This is a genomic window from Spongiibacter sp., assembly GCF_041602295.1.
Taxonomy (GTDB): Bacteria; Pseudomonadota; Gammaproteobacteria; order Pseudomonadales; family Spongiibacteraceae; genus Spongiibacter.
In genome coordinates this window covers 1-20279 of sequence record NZ_JBFIGO010000030.1, presented here as the reverse complement: position 1 = coordinate 20279, position 20279 = coordinate 1, and the positions used below count along the sequence as shown (strand labels likewise).

The 20279-nt window shown below is 56.5% G+C and carries 21 protein-coding genes; 18 read left to right on the top strand and 3 right to left on the bottom strand.

Annotated elements, in window-relative coordinates; genetic code table 11:
* The first annotated feature begins 52 nt into the window (after positions 1 to 52).
* Together secD and secF are read left to right on the top strand one after the other, a co-directional pair.
* A complete protein-coding gene (gene secD / locus ABYM29_RS07320) occupies positions 53 to 1927 on the top strand; it encodes a protein translocase subunit SecD (RefSeq protein ID WP_372864015.1) in 1875 nt (624 codons plus the stop codon).
* Positions 1928 to 1937: 10 nt separating this feature from the next.
* Entirely contained in the window at positions 1938 to 2861 is a 924-nt protein-coding gene (gene secF / locus ABYM29_RS07315) for a protein translocase subunit SecF (RefSeq protein ID WP_372864013.1), read from the top strand.
* A gap of 83 nt (positions 2862 to 2944) precedes the next feature.
* On the opposite strand, the gene suhB is transcribed toward secF, so the two are convergent.
* Positions 2945 to 3748, bottom strand: a complete 804-nt coding sequence (gene suhB, locus ABYM29_RS07310) for an inositol-1-monophosphatase (protein ID WP_372864011.1) — start codon at positions 3746 to 3748, stop codon at positions 2945 to 2947.
* Positions 3749 to 3934: 186 nt separating this feature from the next.
* Between suhB and ABYM29_RS07305 the strand changes: the two genes are divergently transcribed.
* The 11 genes from ABYM29_RS07305 (at position 3935) to rpoS (ending at position 13995) form a co-directional block, all read left to right on the top strand.
* Positions 3935 to 5560, top strand: a complete 1626-nt coding sequence (locus ABYM29_RS07305) for a CTP synthase (protein WP_372864009.1) — start codon at positions 3935 to 3937, stop codon at positions 5558 to 5560.
* Positions 5561 to 5632: 72 nt separating this feature from the next.
* Positions 5633 to 6484 (top strand): 3-deoxy-8-phosphooctulonate synthase, encoded by an 852-nt coding sequence (kdsA, locus tag ABYM29_RS07300; RefSeq protein ID WP_372864007.1) that lies wholly within the window; start codon positions 5633 to 5635, stop codon positions 6482 to 6484.
* Between the two features lie 79 nt (positions 6485 to 6563).
* The gene (gene eno, locus ABYM29_RS07295; RefSeq protein ID WP_372864005.1) at positions 6564 to 7847 is read left to right on the top strand and encodes a phosphopyruvate hydratase; all 1284 of its coding nucleotides are present in this window, start codon (positions 6564 to 6566) and stop codon (positions 7845 to 7847) included.
* Positions 7848 to 7907: 60 nt separating this feature from the next.
* Entirely contained in the window at positions 7908 to 8192 is a 285-nt protein-coding gene (gene ftsB / locus ABYM29_RS07290) for a cell division protein FtsB (RefSeq protein WP_372864003.1), read from the top strand.
* Positions 8189 to 8905, top strand: coding sequence for a 2-C-methyl-D-erythritol 4-phosphate cytidylyltransferase (ispD, locus tag ABYM29_RS07285; RefSeq protein WP_372864001.1), 717 nt, complete (start codon positions 8189 to 8191; stop codon positions 8903 to 8905). The genes ftsB and ispD overlap by 4 nt, the downstream gene beginning before the upstream one ends.
* Positions 8902 to 9396: a 2-C-methyl-D-erythritol 2,4-cyclodiphosphate synthase gene (gene ispF / locus ABYM29_RS07280; protein ID WP_372863999.1), complete on the top strand. Its 495-nt coding sequence runs from the start codon at positions 8902 to 8904 to the stop codon at positions 9394 to 9396. Before ispD ends, ispF begins: the two co-directional genes overlap by 4 nt.
* Positions 9386 to 10408 (top strand): tRNA pseudouridine(13) synthase TruD, encoded by a 1023-nt coding sequence (gene truD / locus ABYM29_RS07275; RefSeq protein ID WP_372863997.1) that lies wholly within the window; start codon positions 9386 to 9388, stop codon positions 10406 to 10408. The genes ispF and truD overlap by 11 nt, the downstream gene beginning before the upstream one ends.
* Positions 10409 to 10464: 56 nt before the next feature.
* Positions 10465 to 11103, top strand: coding sequence for a protein-L-isoaspartate(D-aspartate) O-methyltransferase (locus ABYM29_RS07270; RefSeq protein ID WP_372863995.1), 639 nt, complete (start codon positions 10465 to 10467; stop codon positions 11101 to 11103).
* A gap of 20 nt (positions 11104 to 11123) precedes the next feature.
* Complete coding sequence (locus tag ABYM29_RS07265; RefSeq protein ID WP_372863993.1) at positions 11124 to 12029, top strand: DUF368 domain-containing protein; 906 nt, start codon at positions 11124 to 11126, stop codon at positions 12027 to 12029.
* Positions 12030 to 12090: 61 nt separating this feature from the next.
* Positions 12091 to 12951 (top strand): peptidoglycan DD-metalloendopeptidase family protein, encoded by an 861-nt coding sequence (locus tag ABYM29_RS07260; protein WP_372863991.1) that lies wholly within the window; start codon positions 12091 to 12093, stop codon positions 12949 to 12951.
* Positions 12952 to 13023: 72 nt separating this feature from the next.
* The gene (gene rpoS / locus ABYM29_RS07255) at positions 13024 to 13995 is read left to right on the top strand and encodes an RNA polymerase sigma factor RpoS (RefSeq protein ID WP_372863989.1); all 972 of its coding nucleotides are present in this window, start codon (positions 13024 to 13026) and stop codon (positions 13993 to 13995) included.
* A 25-nt stretch (positions 13996 to 14020) separates the two neighbouring features.
* On the opposite strand, the gene ABYM29_RS07250 is transcribed toward rpoS, so the two are convergent.
* Both ABYM29_RS07250 and ABYM29_RS07245 read right to left on the bottom strand, forming a co-directional pair.
* Entirely contained in the window at positions 14021 to 14665 is a 645-nt protein-coding gene (locus ABYM29_RS07250; RefSeq protein ID WP_372863987.1) for an NAD(P)H-binding protein, read from the bottom strand.
* Positions 14666 to 14738: 73 nt separating this feature from the next.
* Entirely contained in the window at positions 14739 to 15719 is a 981-nt protein-coding gene (locus tag ABYM29_RS07245; RefSeq protein WP_372863985.1) for a malate dehydrogenase, read from the bottom strand.
* Between the two features lie 334 nt (positions 15720 to 16053).
* On the opposite strand from ABYM29_RS07245, the gene ttcA reads away from it, so the two are divergent.
* From ttcA to fliN, 5 genes are all read left to right on the top strand, one after another.
* Positions 16054 to 16926, top strand: coding sequence for a tRNA 2-thiocytidine(32) synthetase TtcA (gene ttcA, locus ABYM29_RS07240; RefSeq protein ID WP_372864025.1), 873 nt, complete (start codon positions 16054 to 16056; stop codon positions 16924 to 16926).
* Between the two features lie 242 nt (positions 16927 to 17168).
* On the top strand, positions 17169 to 18443 hold the full coding sequence (locus ABYM29_RS07235; protein WP_372863983.1) for a FliG C-terminal domain-containing protein: 1275 nt from the start codon (positions 17169 to 17171) through the stop codon (positions 18441 to 18443).
* Positions 18444 to 18502: 59 nt separating this feature from the next.
* Positions 18503 to 18829: an Hpt domain-containing protein gene (locus tag ABYM29_RS07230; protein ID WP_372863981.1), complete on the top strand. Its 327-nt coding sequence runs from the start codon at positions 18503 to 18505 to the stop codon at positions 18827 to 18829.
* A gap of 66 nt (positions 18830 to 18895) precedes the next feature.
* Positions 18896 to 19849: a flagellar motor switch protein FliM gene (gene fliM / locus ABYM29_RS07225; protein ID WP_372863980.1), complete on the top strand. Its 954-nt coding sequence runs from the start codon at positions 18896 to 18898 to the stop codon at positions 19847 to 19849.
* A 17-nt stretch (positions 19850 to 19866) separates the two neighbouring features.
* Positions 19867 to 20256, top strand: coding sequence for a flagellar motor switch protein FliN (fliN, locus tag ABYM29_RS07220; protein WP_372863978.1), 390 nt, complete (start codon positions 19867 to 19869; stop codon positions 20254 to 20256).
* The last annotated feature ends 23 nt before the right edge of the window (positions 20257 to 20279 follow it).

Sequence of the window (20279 nt, the reverse complement as noted above, 5' to 3'; positions counted from 1 at the left end):
TCACTTTACAAAAAATGGACACCGCCCTGCGCGGCGGTTTTGGTGGATAACAATGCTCAATAAATACCCCCTGTGGAAAAACCTGCTGATTATGGCAGTGCTGGGGATCGGCTTGCTCTATGCCTCGCCCAATCTCTATCGCCCTGACCCGGCTGTACAGGTGTCGGGGGAGAGCAGTGGTACGCAGATTGGCGCGCGGGAGATGGATCAAATCGCTCGGGCGCTGGACGCCCGTGGTATTGAATATATCGCTACAGAGGCTGACCTCAGTGGTAAAAATGGCCTGGTGCGACTGCGGCACGGCGACGATCAGTTGCGCGCCCAGAAAGCCATTCAGCGCGCCCTGGGCGACGGCTATATAGTGGCGCTGAATATGGCCTCTAATACCCCGGACTGGTTGAGCGCGCTGGGTGCTGAGGCGATGAAGCTGGGCCTGGATCTCAGCGGCGGTGTGCATTTTTTGCTGGAAGTGGATACCGAGGCGGCCATCGCCACCCGCCTGGAACATTACAGCACAGGTATTAAGAAAAAATTGCGTGAGCAGCGGGTGCGGGGGTTTATCAGCCTTGACGATGCCGGGGTGATTCGCGGGAAATTCAGCAGCGAGGAGAATCGCGACAAGGCACTGAGTGTGATTCGCGATGAGTTCTCTGAGCTTACCGCTCAGCGTGTTAACGCCGAGGCGGGTGATCAGGCGTTTTATTTGCAGGCGCTGCTGTCTGATGTGAAGCGCAAGGAAATTGAAGATTACGCGGTGGGGCAGAACCTCACTACGCTGCGTAACCGTGTCAATGAGTTGGGCGTTTCTGAGCCGCTGGTGCAGCGCCAGGGGCGCAATCGCATCGTGGTTGAGCTGCCTGGCATTCAGGACACGGCCGAAGCCAAGCGTATTCTCGGTAAAACGGCTAACCTGGAATTTCGTCTGGAGGCGCGCTACGACGCTGAGCCCGCGGATCGCGAGCAGTTTGCATTTCGCAACCCCGGTCGCGGTGAACCCAGTGCCTGGCTGGAGCGCGAGGTGGTGATTACTGGCGAGCGGGTGGCAAACGCCCAGGCGAGTTTTGACGAAAATGGCATGCCGCAGGTGAATATCACCCTGGACAGCGAAGGCGGTGCGTTGATGCACCGGGTGACCCGCCATAATATTAACCGCCGCTTGGGCGTGCTGTTTATCGAGCGCAAGAGTCGCACCCGCTACGAGGTCGACAGCGCGGGTCAGGAACAGGTGGTACGCGTTCCCTACGACGAGAAAAAAATCATCAGCCTGGCAACCATTCGCGATGCGCTGGGTGTGCAGTTTCGCATTACCGGCCTGGATGCGTCGGGGGAGGCGGCGGAACTGTCGTTGCTGCTGCGTGCCGGGGCCCTGGCCGCGCCTATCGACTTTGTCGAAGAGCGCACGGTGGGGCCGTCGCTGGGCGCGGAGAATATTTCCAAAGGCCTGCTGTCAGTGCAGATTGGCCTAGTCGCCGTCGCGCTGTTTATGGTGGTGTACTACCGGGTGTTCGGTGTGATCGCGGTTGCTGCGCTGGCCTTTAATATTGTTGTGCTGGTCGGCGCCATGTCTCTGCTGGGCGCCACGCTGACCCTGCCGGGTATTGCCGGTATCGTGCTGACCGTCGGTATGGCAGTGGACGCCAATGTGCTGATTTTCTCTCGTATTCGCGAGGAGTTGAGGGACGGTCAATCGCCGCAGCAGGCCATTAATGCCGGCTACGGTCGCGCCTTTGTCACCATTATGGACGCCAATATTACCACCTTGCTGGTGGCGGTGATCTTGTACGCGGTGGGCACGGGGCCGGTGCGCGGCTTTGCGGTCACCCTGTCACTGGGGATTGTGACCTCGATGTTTACCGCCATTATGGGCACTCGCGCGATCGTGAATCTGATCTACGGCCGTCGCCGTGTCAGTAAACTGGCAATATAAGGAAGGGCCAATGTCAGAGGACAAGAAATTTATCCGTTTTATGAGTGCCCGCAAGCTGGCGGCGGTGCTGTCGCTGCTGGCGGTGACGGCATCGCTGTTATTGATCGCTTTCAAGGGCCTGAATTTTGGCCTGGATTTCACTGGCGGCACGTTGATCGAGGTTGCCTATGAAGAGGCAATCCCTCTAGAAGAAGTGCGGGACAGCTTGGCGAGAGAGGGCTATGACAATGCCGTGGTCGTCAATTTTGGCTCGGATACCGATGTGTTGGTGCGTTTGCCTGTCGGTTTGAGTCCGGAGTTGGGCGAGCAAGTGCTGGCAGTGTTGCGCAATGACAGCCCCTCGGGAGTAGAGTTGCAGCGCATTGAGTTTGTCGGCCCGCAGGTGGGCGAGGAGCTGCGCGAACAGGGCGGTTTGGCGGTATTGCTGGCGCTGGCCGTGGTGTTGGTTTATGTCGCGATGCGCTTCCAGATGAAGTTTGCCTACGGTGCGGTGTTGGCCTTGGCTCACGATGTGATTATCACCTTGGGGGTGTTTGCGCTGGTGGGCTGGGATTTTGATTTAACCGTGTTGGCCGCGGTGCTGGCGGTGATTGGTTATTCCCTGAATGACTCGATAGTCGTCGCTGACCGTATTCGTGAGAACTTGCGCGGGATGCGCGGCTATACGCCGATAGATATCATCAATATCTCGCTGACAGATACCCTGGGGCGTACCTTGGTGACTTCTGGAACGACCTTGCTGGTATTGATTGCCCTGGCCACCGTCGGCGGTGAAATGATCCACAGTTTTGCCCTGGCGCTCTTGGTCGGTGTGGGTGTTGGTACCTATTCGTCGGTGTTTATTGTTGCCAGCTTGTTGGTGGCAATGAATATCAGTCCGGAAGATCTGATGGTGCCTGAAAAAGAGGGTGCCGAGCTTGATGACTTGCCCTGAGTGAATGGCTGGCGTAAATGCCAGGCCAAAAAAAACGGCGCGCAGTGGAAGCTGCGCGCCGTTTTTTTATGCCGCTAATTGCGCTAGCGAATGTGTTCCAGGTGGGGTTTAACGGCTTGCAACAAACCTTTCAGACACTTCGGGTTGGCGGCCACAATATTGCCGCTCTCCAGGTAATTGCCGCCGCCTTGAAAATCGCTGATCAGGCCTCCGGCCTCGCGTACGAGCAGGACACCGGCGGCGATATCCCATTTGCTCAGGCCGATTTCCCAGAAGCCGTCCAGGCGCCCGGCGGCGACATAAGCGAGGTCCAGTGCTGCCGACCCGGCGCGCCGAATGCCGGCGGTTTCCCGCGCGACCGACTCAAGGCTGCGCATATAGGCCGGGATATGCTGTTCGCTGCGTGATTTAAAGGGGATGCCGGTACCAATTAAGGTACCTTCCAGGCTGGAGGCGCTGGTGACCCGCACGCGGCGGCCGTTGACTTGCGCACCGCGACCGCGGCTGGCGGTGAATTCTTCACGGCGGATGGGGTCCAGGATTACCGCGTGCTCGATTTGCCCCTGATAAATGCAGGCGATGGATATGCAGTAGTGAGGAATACCGCGAACAAAGTTGGTGGTGCCGTCAATGGGGTCGATAACCCACTGGTAGTCGCTGTCAGGGTTGCCCGACTCGCCGCTTTCCTCGCCGACGAAACGGTGGTCGGGGTAGGCTTTTTGCAGGTGAAAGATGATCTCCTGTTCGGCCTTTCGGTCAATTTCGGTGACAAAATCGTTTTCGCCCTTGGATTCGATTTTTAAGCGGTCGATCTGCTCGGCGGCGCGGGCGACTAGATCACCGGCCTTGCGCGCGGCGCGCAGGGCGATATTCAGCATGGGTTGCATAGAACTAAGACCTTGAATGTGCAAGCAATTAGCCGCGCAGTATAACAGAGCTCTGGCCTGGCTCAGAGGGCTAATTTCATTGTCTCGCCTGATCCTTGCTGCTAAACTGAGCCCCCATCTTACAGGGGTCTTGAAAGCACGGCTTTTCTTGGCTCTGCACCTTTATCAGCTCAATATAGGCATTACATGGCGCGTTTCATATTCGTCACTGGCGGCGTTGTTTCTTCACTTGGCAAAGGCATTGCCTCTGCTTCGCTCGGGGCGATTCTCGAAGCGCGTGGTCTGAAAGTCACTCTATTAAAATTGGACCCCTACATTAATGTAGACCCGGGGACCATGAGCCCTTTCCAGCACGGTGAGGTGTTCGTTACCGAGGACGGTGCCGAGACTGACCTTGATCTGGGGCACTATGAGCGTTTTGTGCGCGCAAAAATGAATAAGCGCAACAATTTTACCTCTGGCCGTGTGTATGAAACGGTATTGCGTAAAGAGCGGCGTGGCGATTACCTGGGCGGCACGGTGCAGGTTATTCCCCATGTGACCGACGAGATCAAGCGCCGGGTGATTGCCGGCGCCGGTGATGCCGATGTGGCCATTGTTGAGATTGGCGGCACGGTCGGTGATATCGAGGGCTTGCCGTTCTTCGAGGCGGCCCGGCAATTGAAAATTGAGCTGGGCGCCAAGCGGGCGATGCTGATGCACCTTACTCTGGTGCCCTATATTGCCACTGCTGGCGAGACCAAAACCAAGCCCACCCAGCATTCGGTGAAGGAGTTGCGCTCCATCGGTCTGCAACCCGACGTGCTGCTGTGCCGTTCGGATCACGAAATTGATTTGAGCAGCCGCCACAAGATTGCGCTGTTTACCAATGTTGAGTCGCGGGCGGTGATTCCGCTGCGCGATGTCGATTCTATCTATCGCATCCCCTCACTGCTGTCTGCAGAGGGCTTAGATGATCTGGTGGTTGAGCGCTTTGGTCTGGAGTGTCCGGCGGCGGATCTCTCTGAGTGGGATACGGTGATCGACGGCGACTTGCATCAGGATAAGCAGCTGACTATTGCCATGGTTGGCAAATATATGGAGCTGCTCGACGCCTATAAGTCGCTGAATGAAGCCCTGAAGCACGCCGGTATACACACCCGCACCAAGGTTTCCGTGCGCTATATCGACTCGGAGACCATAGAGACTGAAGGGGTTGATGTTCTCAAGGGCGTAGACGGTATTTTGGTGCCGGGTGGTTTTGGTAACCGCGGTGTTGAAGGCAAAATTCGCACCGTGCAATATGCCCGCGAGAACAAGATTCCCTATTTAGGCATATGCCTTGGCATGCAGGTCGCGGTGATTGAATTTGCGCGCAATGTGCTGGGTTTGAGCGATGCCAATAGCAGCGAGTTTATTGACGATGGTGCCAACCCGGTTGTCGGCCTGATTACCGAATGGGTCACGGCAGAGGGCGAGACCGAACAGCGCGACGCCGAGTCGGATTTGGGGGGCACCATGCGTCTGGGCGCCCAATTGTGTCATCTCAGTGAAGGATCGCTAGCCCGCGATATTTACGGTGCTGAGCAGATTACCGAACGCCACCGCCATCGCTATGAAGTGAACAATAATTACGTGAAGGACCTACAGGATAAGGGCCTGCGTATTGGCGGCTGGTCAGCTGACAAAAGCCTGGTAGAAGTTGTCGAAGTTGTCGATCACCCCTGGTTTGTCGCTTGCCAATTCCACCCGGAATTTACCTCTACACCACGCGATGGTCACCCCTTGTTCACCGGTTTTGTGAACGCGGCGCTTAAGCATAAGCAGGGCTGATTGTCGCGTCTGTGCTCGATAATTCAGAGATGGCGGCGCGGCGAGCGCGGCGCCTGGTCACCGGAGTGAAATATGCAGGATAAACACCTCAAGCTGGTTGATTTGGACGTCGGCAATGACCTGCCTTTTGTACTGTTTGGCGGAATGAATGTGCTGGAGTCCAGGGATTTGGCCATGCGCGTTGCCGAGAGTTATGTCGATGTATGTGCGCAGCTGGGTATTCCCTATGTCTTCAAGGCGTCTTTCGACAAAGCGAATCGTTCGTCTATTCACTCCTACCGCGGGCCGGGTATGGATGAGGGCCTGAAGATATTTGAAGAGATCAAACAGGCATTTAATGTCCCGGTTATTACCGACATCCATGAGATCTATCAGGCCGAGCCGGTGGCGCAGGTTTGCGATGTGATTCAGTTGCCGGCTTTTCTTGCCAGGCAAACGGATTTGGTTGCTGCGATGGCGGCTACTGACGCTGTGATCAACATTAAAAAGCCACAGTTTCTCAGCCCCGCACAGATGAAAAACATTGTCGAAAAATTTGCCGAGTGCGGCAATGACAAGGTGATGCTTTGCGAGCGTGGCAGCAATTTCGGTTACGACAATTTAGTGGTTGATATGCTGGGCTTTCGCACCATGCGGGAAGTGAGTGGTGGTGCACCATTGATTTTTGATGTTACCCACGCCTTGCAGTGCCGCGATCCTATGGGCGCGGCCTCTGGGGGGCGTCGCCATCAGGTGGCAGAGCTTGGGCGTGCGGGTATGAGCCAGGGCTTGGCGGGCCTGTTTTTAGAAGCCCATCCGGACCCCGATAAGGCTCTCTGCGACGGTCCAAGCGCCTTGCCACTGACCGCGTTGAAACCGTTTTTGCAGCAGATGAAGGCCGTTGATGATTTGGTGAAATCGTTGCCGCCGCTGGATATTCGTTAACTATTTTTATCGCTATTTTTAACTCATTGACGGCGCGTCGACAGCGCTGTGACAAGACTTTTAGACAGGAGATCATCACATGGCAGAAATCGTCGATATCAAAGCATTCGAGGTGTTGGATTCACGCGGCAACCCGACTGTTGAGGCTGACGTGGTGCTGGCGTCAGGCGCGGTCGGTTCGGCCTGTGCTCCCTCGGGCGCATCGACGGGTTCTCGTGAAGCCCTTGAGCTGCGAGACGGCGACAAGTCGCGCTATCTTGGTAAGGGTGTTACCAAAGCGGTGGCCAATATCAACACGGCCATTCGGGATTTGCTGATGGGGATGGACGCTGAAGACCAGCGTGCTATCGATCAGGCGATGATCGATGCTGACGGTACTGAAAATAAAGCGAAGTTTGGTGCCAATGCCATACTGGCTGTGTCCCTGGCAGTCGCTAAGGCGGTGGCGATTGAAAAGGGTATTCCTCTGTATCAACGCATTGCGCAGATCAATGGCACTGAAGGCCAGTACACCATGCCCGTGCCGATGATGAACATCATCAATGGTGGTGAGCATGCCGACAACAATGTCGACATTCAGGAATTCATGATTCAGCCCGTTGCTGCCGATAGCTTTGCCGAGGCGCTGCGTGTTGGTGCCGAAATCTTCCACGCGCTGAAGAAAGTACTGGCCGGTCGCGGACTCAGTACGGCGGTGGGCGACGAGGGCGGTTTTGCGCCGAATTTGCCGTCGAATGAAGCGGCCTTGGAAGTAATTGCCGAAGCGGTGAAGAATGCCGGCTACAAGCTTGGCGAAGATGTAACCCTGGCGCTGGACTGTGCGGCATCGGAATTTTACCGGGACGGCAAGTACAAACTCAGCGGCGAAGGCAAAGAATTTGATGCTGCCGGTTTTGCGGCCTATTTGGACGGCTTAACCCAGCGCTACCCGATCATTTCTATCGAAGACGGTATGGATGAGAGCGATTGGGACGGTTGGGCGACATTGACTGAGCTGACTGGCGAGCGCGTGCAGCTGGTTGGCGACGATCTGTTTGTGACCAATACCAGCATTTTGAAGCGCGGTATCGATAACAAAATCGCCAATTCAATTCTTATTAAATTCAATCAAATTGGCTCGCTGACTGAAACCTTGGATGCGATCAAAATGGCCAAGGACGCCGGCTACACGGCGGTGATTTCCCACCGTAGTGGTGAAACGGAAGATACCACCATCGCCGACCTAGCGGTGGCGACCTCAGCGGGACAGATTAAAACCGGTTCGCTGTGTCGCTCAGACCGGGTCGCTAAATACAATCGCCTGCTGCGTATTGAAGCGGAACTGGGTGCTGCCTATCGTGGCCGCGATGAGTTTCGTGCCTAGCGCTATTCGCTGGTGCCCGCCCTCGCGCTGCTTGGCAGTCGAGGGCGTCCAGGAAGAACAATGACCCGTCGCCGACTGCTGATATTGCTGATGATCATTCTGTTCGCGCTGCAGCTGCGCCTGTGGAACGGCAGTGGCAGTTGGGAGCAAATTGTCAGCTTGCGCCGGGAAATCGCCGAGCAGCAGCAGCACAATGCCGAACTGCGCGATCGCAATGAGCGCTTGTTGGGCGAGGTGCACAGTCTTAAGAACAACCTGGACAGCATTGAAGAGCGGGCCCGCAATGATATGGGGCTGGTTAGGAAGGGCGAAACGTTTTACCTGATAATAGAAGAATCACCGTGATACCACGACTGTGGGCGATTGTCCCGGCCGCGGGCACCGGCAGTCGCTTTGGTGCCACTCAGCCCAAGCAATATCTGCCATTGCTGGACCGCTGTGTGCTCGAGCACAGCGTCACAGCCCTGCTTGACGAACCGCGGATCGAGGCGGTGCTTGTCGCCCTCCACCCCAATGATGATCACTTTGCCACTTTAGCCCTGAGCCACAATCCGCGAGTGCACGCCGTGGTCGGTGGCAGTGAGCGAGCTGACTCAGTGGAGATGGCGCTGCTGGCTCTGCAAGGGCAGGCCAGTGACGCCGATTGGGTATTGGTGCACGACGCCGCTAGGCCTTGTTTAAGCCGGGCGGATCTGCAATCACTCATTGCCGAAACCGCGGATAAACACTGCGGCGGTCTGTTGGCTGCCCGGCTTGTCGACACCGTTAAACGCGGTAATGATCGCGATGAGGTGGATGCCACTTTGGATCGCAGCCAGTTGTGGCGAGCCTTAACTCCGCAGTTGTTTCGCTATGGCGAATTGTTGGCGGCGCTGCGCTACTGTCGCAAAAATCAGTTGGCGGTTACCGACGAAGCCTCGGCAATTGAGCACAGCGGGGGGCGTGTGCGTTTGGTGGCGGGTAGCGCGGCCAATATTAAAATTACTTACCCCGAAGACCTGCCGCTGGCGGCCTTTTATTTACACGCACAGCGCGGCGAGGAGATTGCCAAATCATGACGGGAATTCGCATCGGTCACGGCTACGATGTTCACCGTTTCGGCGACGGTGATCACGTGGTTCTCTGTGGCGTCAAACTGGATTATCACCGCGGCCTCTTGGCGCACTCCGACGGCGATGTGGCGATACACGCTTTATGCGATGCCTTGCTAGGCGCGTTGGCGCTGGGCGATATTGGCCAACACTTCCCCGATAATGACGAGGCCTATCGCGGCGCCGATAGTGCGCAGCTGTTGCAGCACTGCTATCGATTGATTGTGGAGCGGGGGTATGTTCTGGGCAATGCGGATATCACCATTGCCGCTCAAGCCCCTAAATTGGCCCCCCATATTTTGGCGATGCGGCGGCGTCTTGCTGAGATCCTCGGCGTAGAGATGCAGCAACTCAGTGTGAAGGCGACCACCACTGAAAAGCTGGGCTTTGTCGGTCGAGAGGAAGGCATAGCCGTTGACGCGGTGGTGGTGTTGGAGCGCTGCAACAATGTTGCCTGACTGGCCCAGAGCGCTGGGTGTGCCGCAAGCGACGGGGCGCTTGCGCAGCTGTCGAGAGGACTTTGAAGTCGAGGAGTTGTTTGAGCTGGAGTTCAGCAACGATGGCGAATTCGATTGGCTGTGGGTAGAGAAGAGCGGTGATAACACCGATTATGTGGCGCGCCGGTTGGCGGAGATGGCCGGTGTTTCGCTGCGCGCCGTGACCTATAGCGGCCTCAAAGATCGCCACGCACTGACCCGACAATGGTTCTGTGTACACTTGCCCGGTAAAACTGGCCGCAATTGGGATGACAGCGCAGAGCAGTCGGCGGACTCCCGTTGGCAGGTGCTGCGCTGGGGCCGCCACCGGCAGAAATTGCGCCCTGGTAGTCACCGTGGCAATCGTTTTGTGTTGACCCTGAGAGAGGTGGTCGGCGATCGCGAAGAGCTGGAGAATCGGCTGGAGCAATTGTCCGCAGGTTTTCCCAATTACTTCGGCGAGCAGCGTTTTGGTATAGGCGGAGATAATCTCACGGCGTGTCGGCAGTGGTTTGCCGGCGAGCTGCGGCCCCAGCGCTTTCAACGTGGTATTTATTTGTCTTCAGCGCGCTCTTACCTGTTTAATGAGGTGCTGGCGGCGCGTTTGCGCGCGGGAAACTGGGTGACGGCGCTCAGTGGTGAGTTGTTCAGCCTGCGCGACAGTGGCAGTGTATTCGCTGCCGATGCTGACAGTGTTATCGCGCGGCGTTTGCTAGAAGGCGATATCCACCCCAGCGGGCCGCTGTATGGCAGTGCTGGCCGTCATAGTGTGAGCGCCGATGTGGCCGCCCTGGAAGAGGCGGTGTTTTCGGCTAACGAAGATTTTTGTGCGGGGCTGCGCCGTCACGCCATGAAAATGGAGCGACGCAGTTTGCGGGTGATTCCCCAGCAATTGCGCTGGCAGTGGCTGGCAGAAGACACGCTGCAGTTACAGTTTTCTCTGCCCAGGGGCTGCTTCGCCACTGCGCTTGTGCGAGAATTTATTAACGCCTGAAGGCCATAAAAAAGAGAATAGCAAAGGTGAGTAGCATCAATTTGCAAGGCATTGGGATGACTTCTCAGCGCACCCGGGACCGTTTGATCGAGCGGCTGCGCGAGCAGGGCATCACAGACCAGAGAGTGCTCGATACTATGCGCGCTACGCCGCGCCATATCTTTTTAGACGAGGCGCTCTCTCATCGGGCCTATGAAGACAGCGCCTTGCCAATTGGCTTTCAGCAAACCCTTTCTCAACCCTATATCGTCGCTCGCATGACGGAGTTGCTGCTGGCGGGTGGGCCGCGGGAGAGGGTGCTGGAAGTGGGGACGGGCTCAGGCTACCAAACCGCAATTCTGGCCCAGTGTGTTGGCCGGGTGTTCAGTGTTGAGCGTATTCGCCCCCTACAGGAGAAAGCGCGTAAGCGCCTGCGGCATTTGAGTTTGCACAATGTGCATTTACGCCACGCCGATGGGGGCATGGGCTGGCCGGAGCGCGGCCCGTTTGACGCCATTTTGTCTGCTGCCGCGCCCGAAGTGGTGCCGCCGGAGCTGCTGGAGCAGCTTGCGGTTGGGGGGCGATTGGTGATTCCCGTTGGCGAGCAGGGTAAGCCGCAGAGCCTGTATGTTTATGACCGCCGGGAAGACGGCATTGAAGAACAGTGTATCGAACCGGTGCTGTTTGTCCCCTTACTCAGTGGCGTAGTCGCCTGATTTATCAACAAGGAAAGCCTATGAAAGGCCTGAGCGGCGGCGTCTTCTTGCGCGGTATTGCAATGGGGGCCGCTGATATTGTGCCCGGCGTTTCGGGTGGCACGATAGCGTTTATTACCGGTATCTACGATCAATTAATCGACAGCCTTAAGGCCTGCAATGTGCAGGCGTTGCGGCTGTTGTTCAGCGACGGCGTGGGCGCTGCCTGGCAGTATGTCAACGGTGGCTTTTTGCTGAGTCTGCTGCTGGGTATCGCGCTGAGTGTGCTGTCGTTGGCACGGGCGATATCGTGGGCCTTACAGGAGCAGCCATTACTGTTGGCGGCATTTTTTTTCGGCTTGATTCTGGCCTCGGCGCTATTGGTATATCGGCAGATTCCCAACGGTGGGCGACGGCTGATTTTTGTGGCGCTGGGCTTGTTATTTGCTTTGGCGATTTCAACGCTGCGCCCCGCAGAGGTGCCTGTCAATATGCTGACGGTGTTTGGCTCCGGGGCGCTGGCGATCTGTGCGATGATACTGCCGGGGATTTCTGGAAGCTTTATTCTGCTGCTGTTGGGCATGTACGAGCCGGTCATTGGTGCAATCAAAACCGCCGACGTCGCTGTGATTGCCGTCTTTCTCCTGGGCTGCGCGAGCGGGTTAATGCTGTTTGTTCGCTTGCTGAGTTATTTGATGCACCATCACCGCCGACCCTTGTTGGCGACCCTGACCGGGATCTTGCTGGGATCTCTGGCCATCATTTGGCCCTGGAAATTGTCTGGCGATGGCGGGCTGCCGGGTGTCGAGAGCGCGGTGAATTTGCACAATGTTTGGCCGGCCGAGTACGCTCTGCAGGGAGAATCGCAGTGGCCGCTTTGTTTGGCGCTAATGTTGCTGGGTTGCCTTTTGGTGCTGTTCATCGATTACTTCGCCAGTAGAAATTAAGACTTTATAAGATTATTTTTTTCTAAAACGGAGTCTTTACATTACGATTAATAGTGAAAACATGCTGCTGAATCGCACCTTTTTGGGGGCTGGCGGTGTCGGCTTGCGCGGATTGGCGGCCTGTTTTGCAGGCGTTAAAGCAGTGTGTGCGCGGAGTGAGGCAGTGTTTAGAAGACCAGTTAAAATTGTCTTTTTACTGTTATCTATATGCTTGTTAGGCTGCGCCGGAGGGCATCGGCCCGCGCCGGTGTTCGATCGTTATAACCCTGCAGAAAAACCGCCCCCCTACTATATCGTCAGCGCTGGTGACACCTTGTTTTCTATCGCTTGGCGTTATGGCTTCGATGTCCAACGGTTAGCAAACGCTAACAATATCTCTCCTCCTTACGTTATCTACCCGGGCCAGGCGGTCCAGCTTAAGGAGCGCTACGAAGCGCCGTCGCGCCAGCCCGTTAAGTCGAAGGCGACTACTGTGGCCCGTCCAGTCGAAAAAAAATCTGTACCGCCTAAAGTGCCATCGCGCTCGGCGAAGGTCGCTGCCGTTGCCGGTGATGAACGCTGGCGCTGGCCGATAAAGGGGCCTTTGCTGCGCGGTTTTGTTGCGACGGGGCAAGCGCATAAGGGTATTGATATCGGTGGGAAAATGGGTGAGCCTGTAAGGGCGTCTCGCGGTGGGGTAGTGGTTTATGCCGGTAGTGGATTGGTCGGCTACGGCAACCTGCTTATCCTTAAACACTCGGAACGTTATTTGAGTGCCTATGGGCACAATCGTCTTTTGCTGGTTAAAGAGGGAGATAGCATTAACGCCGGTGACAAGATCGCGGAGCTTGGTGATAGCGGTACCGACTCTGCAAAATTGCACTTTGAAGTTCGTATAGACGGAAAACCGGTTGATCCCCTAAAGCTGCTTAATCGGCGCTAGCTGAAGCAGCGGCAATACCAAAGGGTGTCACCCTAGTCGAACAATAACAATCTTGCATATAAGGATTCGACGATGCGGGTATATGAATCGAAGGGAGATTCGGCAGGGGCCGCAAAGGGCTTGGCGAAGGGTATCGATAGCAGCAAAGAAACTGCGGAAAAAGGTATCAGTCGGCTCAAGCGCAGCAAGCGGCACGGCGCCGAGTTGGATGTTACTCAGCTCTATTTAAATGAAATTGGCTACTCGCCGTTGCTGACGGCTGAGGAAGAAGTGCATTACGCCCGCTTGGCGCGCAAGGGCGATGACGCGGGCCGCAAGCGGATGATCGAAAGTAATTTGCGCCTTGTCGTCAAGATCGCACGGCGGTATTTGAATCGCGGCCTGAGTCTGTTGGACCTGGTTGAGGAGGGTAATTTAGGCCTGATTCGCGCGGTTGAAAAATTTGATCCAGAGCGCGGCTTTCGTTTTTCAACCTATGCCACATGGTGGATTCGCCAGACTATTGAACGGGCGATCATGAATCAGACGCGCACCATACGCCTGCCTATTCATGTCGTGAAGGAGTTGAATAGCTATCTGCGAGCGGAACGGGAGCTGAGTCAGAAACTCGATCATATGCCTTCGCCAGAGGAAATGGCGCGTGAGTTAGACCGCCCAGTGGCAGAGGCCAAGCGTTTGTGCGGTTTAAAAGAGAGAGTGGGTTCGGTGGATGTGCCGCTGGCGCAAGATTCGGATCAGGTACTGTTGGATACCATCGCTGATCACAATGCACTCAATCCCAGCGAAATACTGCAGAATGAGGACCTGTCAGACTGCATTGATCACTGGCTGGATGAGCTCAGCGATAAGCAGCGGGAAGTGGTTGTGCGCAGGTTTGGTTTGCGGGGCCACGAAGCGGCGACACTAGAGGAAGTGGGGCGAGAAATCGGCCTAACTCGTGAGCGAGTACGACAAATTCAGGTTGAGGCCTTAAAAACGCTGCGAGTGATGTTTGAAAGTAACGGCCTCAGTGCCGGTGCGCTGTTCGCTGAAGAGCACGATTGATTCCATTGCTGTTATTGGCTGCGATCTAGGGGAAGCAGCGGTCGAGGGGGTAGTGCTCAATGGCTGCGCCCTCGCGCAGGCTGCACTGCAACATAGCTCTGGCTAATTCTGTCGCGGCAATCGGGCGGTATTTACGCAATCCTGGCAATTTGCAAAGGCCGCTGAGCAGTGGGGCCGATAGGTCTTCGGCTGGCCGTTTGTGGTCGCGATCGCCGGTGAGTAGAGAGGGTTGAAAAATACTCATCCGCGCAAAGCCCAGTGTGGCGACTCTTGTTTCCAATTCACCTTTCATTTGCATATAGGCACTGCGGCTGCGTGGGTTGGCGCCCATGGCGGAGACCAGCACATAGTGATCGACGCCTTGTTGGGCGGCAAGCTGGGCGGCGTGGAATTGGTAGTCCAGGTCAATCCGTCGCTGGGCAGCCACTGAGCCGACTTGCTTGCGGGTGGTGCCGAGGCAGGAAAACAGGCAGTCGCCGCGGAATTGATCGGCCGAGTGTTCCAGTTGCTCAAAATCAATGACGGTGTTGTGAATTTTGTCGTGGCGCAGTGTCAGCGGCCGGCGGGTAATGCAGTGAATGCGAGTATATGCCGGACTGTCGACTAATTCATTGACTAGCGCTTGGCCAACGAGGCCGCTGGCGCCGATGACAATTGCCGTTTTTTCCATTGCGCTGTCCATCTTGTCCATATAAAAAAGGCGACCATCTAGGTCGCCTTTGGCTTGGCTTTACACTCAGCCCTTAGGGCAGCAGGTGCTTAACGCCGTCGCGTTCTTCGGCCAGTTCTTGCTCGGTAGCCTGCATTTTTGCACGGCTGAAGTCATTGACCTCAACGCCTTGTACGATTTCCCACTGGCCGTCATTGCAGCGGCAGGGGAAGGAGTAAATCAGGCCTTCTTGGATGCCATAGCTGCCGTCACTGTAGACGCCCATGGAAACCCAGTTGTCGCCTTCAGTACCCAGTGCCCAGCTGCGCATATGATCAATTGCCGCATTTGCTGCAGAGGCCGCAGAAGAGGCTCCGCGCGCTTTGATGATCGCAGCGCCGCGTTGTTGAACCGTTGGGATGAAGTCGTTTTCCAGCCACTCTTGATCAACCAAGTCTGAGGCCGTCTGGCCGGAGACTTTGGTGTTGAACAGATCTGGATATTGTGTGGCAGAGTGGTTGCCCCAGATCGTCATGTTGGTGACGTCGTTGACAGTTTTGCCAGTCTTCTGGGCGATTTGGGTCATGGCGCGGTTGTGGTCCAGACGGGTCATCGCGGTGAAGTTGCGCGGGTCGATGGACGGCGCATTGCGCTGGGTGATCAGCGCGTTGGTGTTGGCGGGGTTGCCGACAACCAGCACTTTGATGTTCTTGCTGGCATTCTCGTCAATCGCTTTACCTTGAACAGAGAAGATGGCCGCATTGGCTTCCAGCAGGTCTTTGCGTTCCATGCCGGGGCCACGGGGACGGGCACCAACCAGCAGGGCGTAGTCGCTGTCTTTAAAGCCAACGTTTGGATCGTCAGTGCATACTACACCGCTCAACAGCGGGAAGGCGCAATCTTCAAGTTCCATCTTGACGCCTTGCAGGGCGTCCAGAGCAGGAGTGATGTCCAGCAGTTGCAGAATAACGGGCTGATCGTCGCCCAGCATAGCGCCTGAGGCGATGCGGAAAAGCAGTGCGTAGCCGATCTGGCCTGCTGCACCGGTAACGGTGACACGAACGGGTTGTTTCATGGGACGTTCCCTTTCTGGTGAATGATCTGGTCTAAACCTGTTGTGAGCGGGTGCGACCGGACGTGGATTGCACAGTCCGGCATGCACCCGTGCCGGGGTCTGGCCGTGTAAATAAAAACACCTCATGCCAGCAGATTTTGGCGGGCTAATGATAGACATCTAGCCGCTGGATTACCAGTCGGAGGGGCGCTAAGCGGGGTTGAAGGCAGAATTTTTATCGCCAGTGGCTGATATTTAGCCAACTCTATATAATGCGCGGCTCATTTCTTCGACTCATTTTGCAGGTAGATGCATGTTTTCCGCTTCAGATCTTCCCCATCCCGAAACGTCGCCGATGCCCAAGCTTGAATTTAATAAGTTGCAAAAGCGTCTGCGTCGCCATGCCGGGCAAGCCATTGAAGACTATCGGATGATTGAAGAGGGTGACCGGTTGATGGTTTGTCTGTCTGGCGGAAAAGACAGTTATGCCATGCTGGATATTCTGATGAATCTGCAGAAGAGTGCGCCGGTGAAGTTTGAGCTGGTGGCGGTGAATATGGATCAGAAGCAGCCTGGCTTTCCCGAACATGTGCTGCCGCAATATCTCGATGCGCTGGGTATTGAGTATTACATCGTCAATAAGGACACATACTCCATCGTTAAAGAGAAAGTGCCCGAGGGAAAGACCACTTGCGGCCTGTGCTCGCGACTGCGCCGCGGCACTTTGTACGGCTTTGCTGAGCAGATCGGCGCCAATAAAATTGCGCTAGGTCATCACAAAGACGATATTGTCCAGACCTTGTTTTTGAATATGTTCTACGGCTCGCGGATGGCGGCGATGCCACCTAAGCTGCTGTCGGACGACAAGCGCAATGTCATTATTCGGCCACTGGCGTATTGTCGCGAAGCCGATATTGAAAAATTTGCGGCTTACAAGCAGTTTCCGATCATCCCCTGCAATCTCTGTGGCTCCCAGGAAAATCTGCAGCGGCAGAATATCCGCAAGATGCTCCTGGATTGGGAAAAGCAGGATGGTAGCCGGATCGAGAAAATTTTTTCCGCGATGCAGAATATCGCCCCCTCGCAAATGGCTGATAGCCAGCTGTTCGATTTTGCTAATTTGCAGATTGACCGCAGTGCTGAACGCCCGGCTCACCCTTTTGATGCCAGTCAGAGCGTCGATGTTGGCGGCGCTGGGGCGCTGCCTTTTGTCGAACTCCGTCTCTAGCGCTAAGGCCCGCCAGTGTCTGTTGCACTCTTAAAAAAGTTGGCCCGTATCCTGCTGTAAACGTCATTAGGGCGTCTGACATCGCATCTCTGGCGGCGTAATGCCGGCTTTGTGAGTGTTGGACTGTCAAAAAAATGACTAATAGCTGGTGTCTTGATGGTTTTTTTGGGTTTTGTCAAAAAATCGACAACTTTGGCTGGGGCGCAGCAATGCCGCTAACTGGCCTTGTAAGAATGCCGCAAGTGCTACAGCTGTTGCTGTTGCTGTTGCTGCTGGTTAGCGCCTTGATGAGCTCTCTGCTGCAGCAGTCGCTGGCTTTGAGTGTGTCGCTGATGGCCGCGGGCGGGGGGCTGGCACTTGCTGTGCTGATTCAGCTGCTTGTCGCTGCGCCGGCAGTGCCTGGCGAAGTGAGTGGCCGGGATTATCGTGAGCGTCTGCGGTCGCTGCGCAGCAGTGCCGCTGAGGAGCCCGCGCGAGTGGCGGCAGTCTTGGATTGTTGGTTGGATGAGGCCGCGGCAGACAGCGCAGGACTGCCGCTAAGTAACGCGGAGCAGGCGGCGATGATTCTGATGGGCTTGGAATCTGAGTCTGCTGCGGCAGTGCTTCGCGAGCTGCGCCCCGCCCGAGTGCAGCAATTGGCGGGGCAAATGTCGAGTATTACGGCACCGGATGCCGAGCAATTGGATTTGCTGCTGGAGCGCTTTGGCAGCGATTTGCTGCGGGTCTCTTTGGTCAGGCCGGGGCAGGCGGGTGAGTTGCGCAGTCTGTTGGAAGCGGCTTTGGGAGAGGAGCAGGCCGCGTTGATAAAAGGCCGCTTGGAGCTTCACGGGCAGTCCCAGCAGATAGGCAAGCTCAAATGGTTGGAGCCAGCGACGATTGCCGACATGTTGAGTCGCGAACACCCACAGATTCAGGCGGTGGTGATCGCCTGCCTGGAGGCCGCGCAAGGCGCCGAGGTGCTGCAGTGTTTCGAGTTGGAACGGCGCCGGGATTTGTTGTCGCGACTGGCCTCTTTGGAGTCATTGTCGGCGGCGGCACTCGCTGAGCTGGACTGGTTGATAGAGCAGTATCTCGGCGATATGAGTCACGGTGCGAGTCGTCACCTGGCCGGTGAATCGTTGGCGGCGGCGTTGTTAAATGAGCTTGATGTGGCCGGCGAGAGTGCTTTGCTCGAGGGCTTGCGGGAGCGCCGCCCCGGGCTTGCTGAGCGGGTTGAAGATTTGATGTTTGGGTTTGAACAGTTGCAGCGTCTGGGCGATGACGATCTCAATGTGTTGGTTGCCCAGCTCAATCCGCTGACCGTGCAGTGCGCCTTACAGGGCGCGGCTGGCGAGCTGCGCGGCCGCTTGCAGGCGGCGCTGCAGAGCCAGCACCCGGCGGTGGCTCCTCGCCTGGCCGGCGATGGCCGCGCTGCAGATATAGCGCGGGCACAGCAGGAATTGGTGGCCGCCGCCAAGCGTTTGGCGGGGGTTGGCGAAATTGTACTGGACAGTCGCGGGCTTAGAGCGGCGCCTTAAGCGCGAGCGCAAGGATTGTGGCTATAATGCATTTTTTAGCGACGGGCGTGGCCAGCGGGATGATAGATACTTCTCAGCTAGAAGAACTACGTATGATCATGGGCGCTGAATTGCCGGATCTATTTCGGAGTTTTGAGCGCGACAACCAGCGGCGTTTTGTCGAGCTTGAGAGCGCGCTTGAGCGTGCTGATAGCGAGGTGCTGCGACGCACTGCTCACACCATGAAAGGCGGTGCCCTGGGGGTCGGGGCGAGTGAGTTGGCCGCACAGTTTAAGGCCGTCGAGGATTGTGCGAAGCGGGGTGATTTGGCTGCGGCGGCACAGCTGTTGCCGTTAGCTCGGCAGTCACTGCTCGACACAATGGCGGCGTTCGAAGCTTGGTTGTGAACGGTGTGGTGAAATTACCGATGTTCGGTGCAGTGGCGATACCGAGCGGAAAGGTGGAGTGATGCCGTGAAAAATTTGTTATCACAGGCTGAGATTGATGCGTTGCTCGCCGCGGTACAGGATGACGGTAGCCTGCCCTTAGATGAGCCAAAAGTTGAAGTGGCGCGTTTTGATCTGGCTAGCCGGCGCCAGCCTCGGGCGCGGCGATTGCCCGGCTTGGAGCAGTTGAGTAAGCGCTTCGCAGAACACTTTCGATATAGTCTGGCCGAGGTGTTGGGGCAAGATGTTGATATCGACTTATTGGAATTGCAGTTCTCCCCCTATACCGAATACCTGCACTCACTTTATTTGCCCACAAGCCTGAACCTGATGCGTATCGAGCCCTTGCAGGGTACCGCTATGCTGGTGTTTGATGCGCGTCTGGTATTTCGCCTGGTGGAGATTTTTTTTGGCGGTACGGCTGCGCAAGGAGCGCCCGATGGTCGCGACTTCAGTCCGGCGGAGCGGCGCTTGCTTGGCAAGCTGTTGAGTCGTGCGCACAGTGACTTCGAAGAGGCCTGTAAGCCAGTCGCGGCATTGCGTTGCAAGCCAATTGGCACGGAGCTGAATCCGTCGTTAGCCAATATTGTTGGCGCTGCAGATACGGTGGTGGTGTGTCGCTTTCAGTTAGACACTGAAGGGGGCGGCGGCGGCGAGTTCCATATGTGCTTTCCACTGGCGATGCTCGACCCGTTGCGCGACAGTTTGTCGCAAAGTGAGTTGGCTGAGAGTAGAGCGCCCGACCCTCAGTGGCAGGCGGCTATGCAGCGCGCGGTATTGGAAACGCCCTTGGCAACGCGTTGGGTGCTGGCTGAAAAAAGTCTGACACTTGCTGAGGTCGCCGGCTTGCAGGTTGGCGATGTGCTGAGCTTGGGTGGTCGCGATCAGGCCGAAGTGCGCGCGGCGGGGGTGCCGCTACTGAAGGCGAACATGGAAATCAATGAGGGGCGCTTGTCCCTGAAAATCAAAGGACGCGCCTGAGGCGCCGGAGACGGGCAATGACGGAACCAGATGACCTGCGCCGTGAGAGAGAAAGGCTGCGCCAGCAGATCGAAGCAGAGGAGAGTGGTGAACCCGGGAGCTCCGAAGTATTGCGTCAGGCGCGGTTGAGAGAGCGCAGTGCAAGTGTGCCGGACTTGGACATGGTTATGGACATTCCGGTGCGTATCACGCTTGAGGTGGGGGGCAGTGAAATGCCGATCCGCGAGCTGTTGCAATTACAGCAGGGGGCGGTGGTTGAGTTGGACCGACAAGCGGGCGAGCCGCTGGATGTACTGGTGAATGGCCGTTTAATTGCGCGCGGTGAAGTGGTGGTCGTTGAGGACAAGCTGGGTATTCGGCTCACCGAAGTGGTGAGTGCGGGTGAGCGGCTGCAGTCGTTACGCTGACGGAGCCAGGGGGATGAAGAAAT

Excerpts from the sequence above, each read along its gene's own strand:
- secD (WP_372864015.1), top strand. The coding sequence starts at position 53 with ATGCTCAATAAATACCCCCTGTGGAAAAACCTGCTGATTATGGCAGTG.
- secF (WP_372864013.1), top strand. The coding sequence starts at position 1,938 with ATGTCAGAGGACAAGAAATTTATCCGTTTTATGAGTGCCCGCAAGCTG.
- suhB (WP_372864011.1), bottom strand. The coding sequence starts at position 3,748 with ATGCAACCCATGCTGAATATCGCCCTGCGCGCCGCGCGCAAGGCCGGT.
- ABYM29_RS07305 (WP_372864009.1), top strand. The coding sequence starts at position 3,935 with ATGGCGCGTTTCATATTCGTCACTGGCGGCGTTGTTTCTTCACTTGGC.
- kdsA (WP_372864007.1), top strand. The coding sequence starts at position 5,633 with ATGCAGGATAAACACCTCAAGCTGGTTGATTTGGACGTCGGCAATGAC.
- eno (WP_372864005.1), top strand. The coding sequence starts at position 6,564 with ATGGCAGAAATCGTCGATATCAAAGCATTCGAGGTGTTGGATTCACGC.
- ftsB (WP_372864003.1), top strand. The coding sequence starts at position 7,908 with ATGACCCGTCGCCGACTGCTGATATTGCTGATGATCATTCTGTTCGCG.
- ispF (WP_372863999.1), top strand. The coding sequence starts at position 8,902 with ATGACGGGAATTCGCATCGGTCACGGCTACGATGTTCACCGTTTCGGC.
- truD (WP_372863997.1), top strand. The coding sequence starts at position 9,386 with ATGTTGCCTGACTGGCCCAGAGCGCTGGGTGTGCCGCAAGCGACGGGG.
- ABYM29_RS07270 (WP_372863995.1), top strand. The coding sequence starts at position 10,465 with ATGACTTCTCAGCGCACCCGGGACCGTTTGATCGAGCGGCTGCGCGAG.
- ABYM29_RS07265 (WP_372863993.1), top strand. The coding sequence starts at position 11,124 with ATGAAAGGCCTGAGCGGCGGCGTCTTCTTGCGCGGTATTGCAATGGGG.
- ABYM29_RS07260 (WP_372863991.1), top strand. The coding sequence starts at position 12,091 with ATGCTGCTGAATCGCACCTTTTTGGGGGCTGGCGGTGTCGGCTTGCGC.
- rpoS (WP_372863989.1), top strand. The coding sequence starts at position 13,024 with ATGCGGGTATATGAATCGAAGGGAGATTCGGCAGGGGCCGCAAAGGGC.
- ABYM29_RS07250 (WP_372863987.1), bottom strand. The coding sequence starts at position 14,665 with ATGGAAAAAACGGCAATTGTCATCGGCGCCAGCGGCCTCGTTGGCCAA.
- ABYM29_RS07245 (WP_372863985.1), bottom strand. The coding sequence starts at position 15,719 with ATGAAACAACCCGTTCGTGTCACCGTTACCGGTGCAGCAGGCCAGATC.
- ttcA (WP_372864025.1), top strand. The coding sequence starts at position 16,054 with ATGCCCAAGCTTGAATTTAATAAGTTGCAAAAGCGTCTGCGTCGCCAT.
- ABYM29_RS07230 (WP_372863981.1), top strand. The coding sequence starts at position 18,503 with ATGATAGATACTTCTCAGCTAGAAGAACTACGTATGATCATGGGCGCT.
- fliN (WP_372863978.1), top strand. The coding sequence starts at position 19,867 with ATGACGGAACCAGATGACCTGCGCCGTGAGAGAGAAAGGCTGCGCCAG.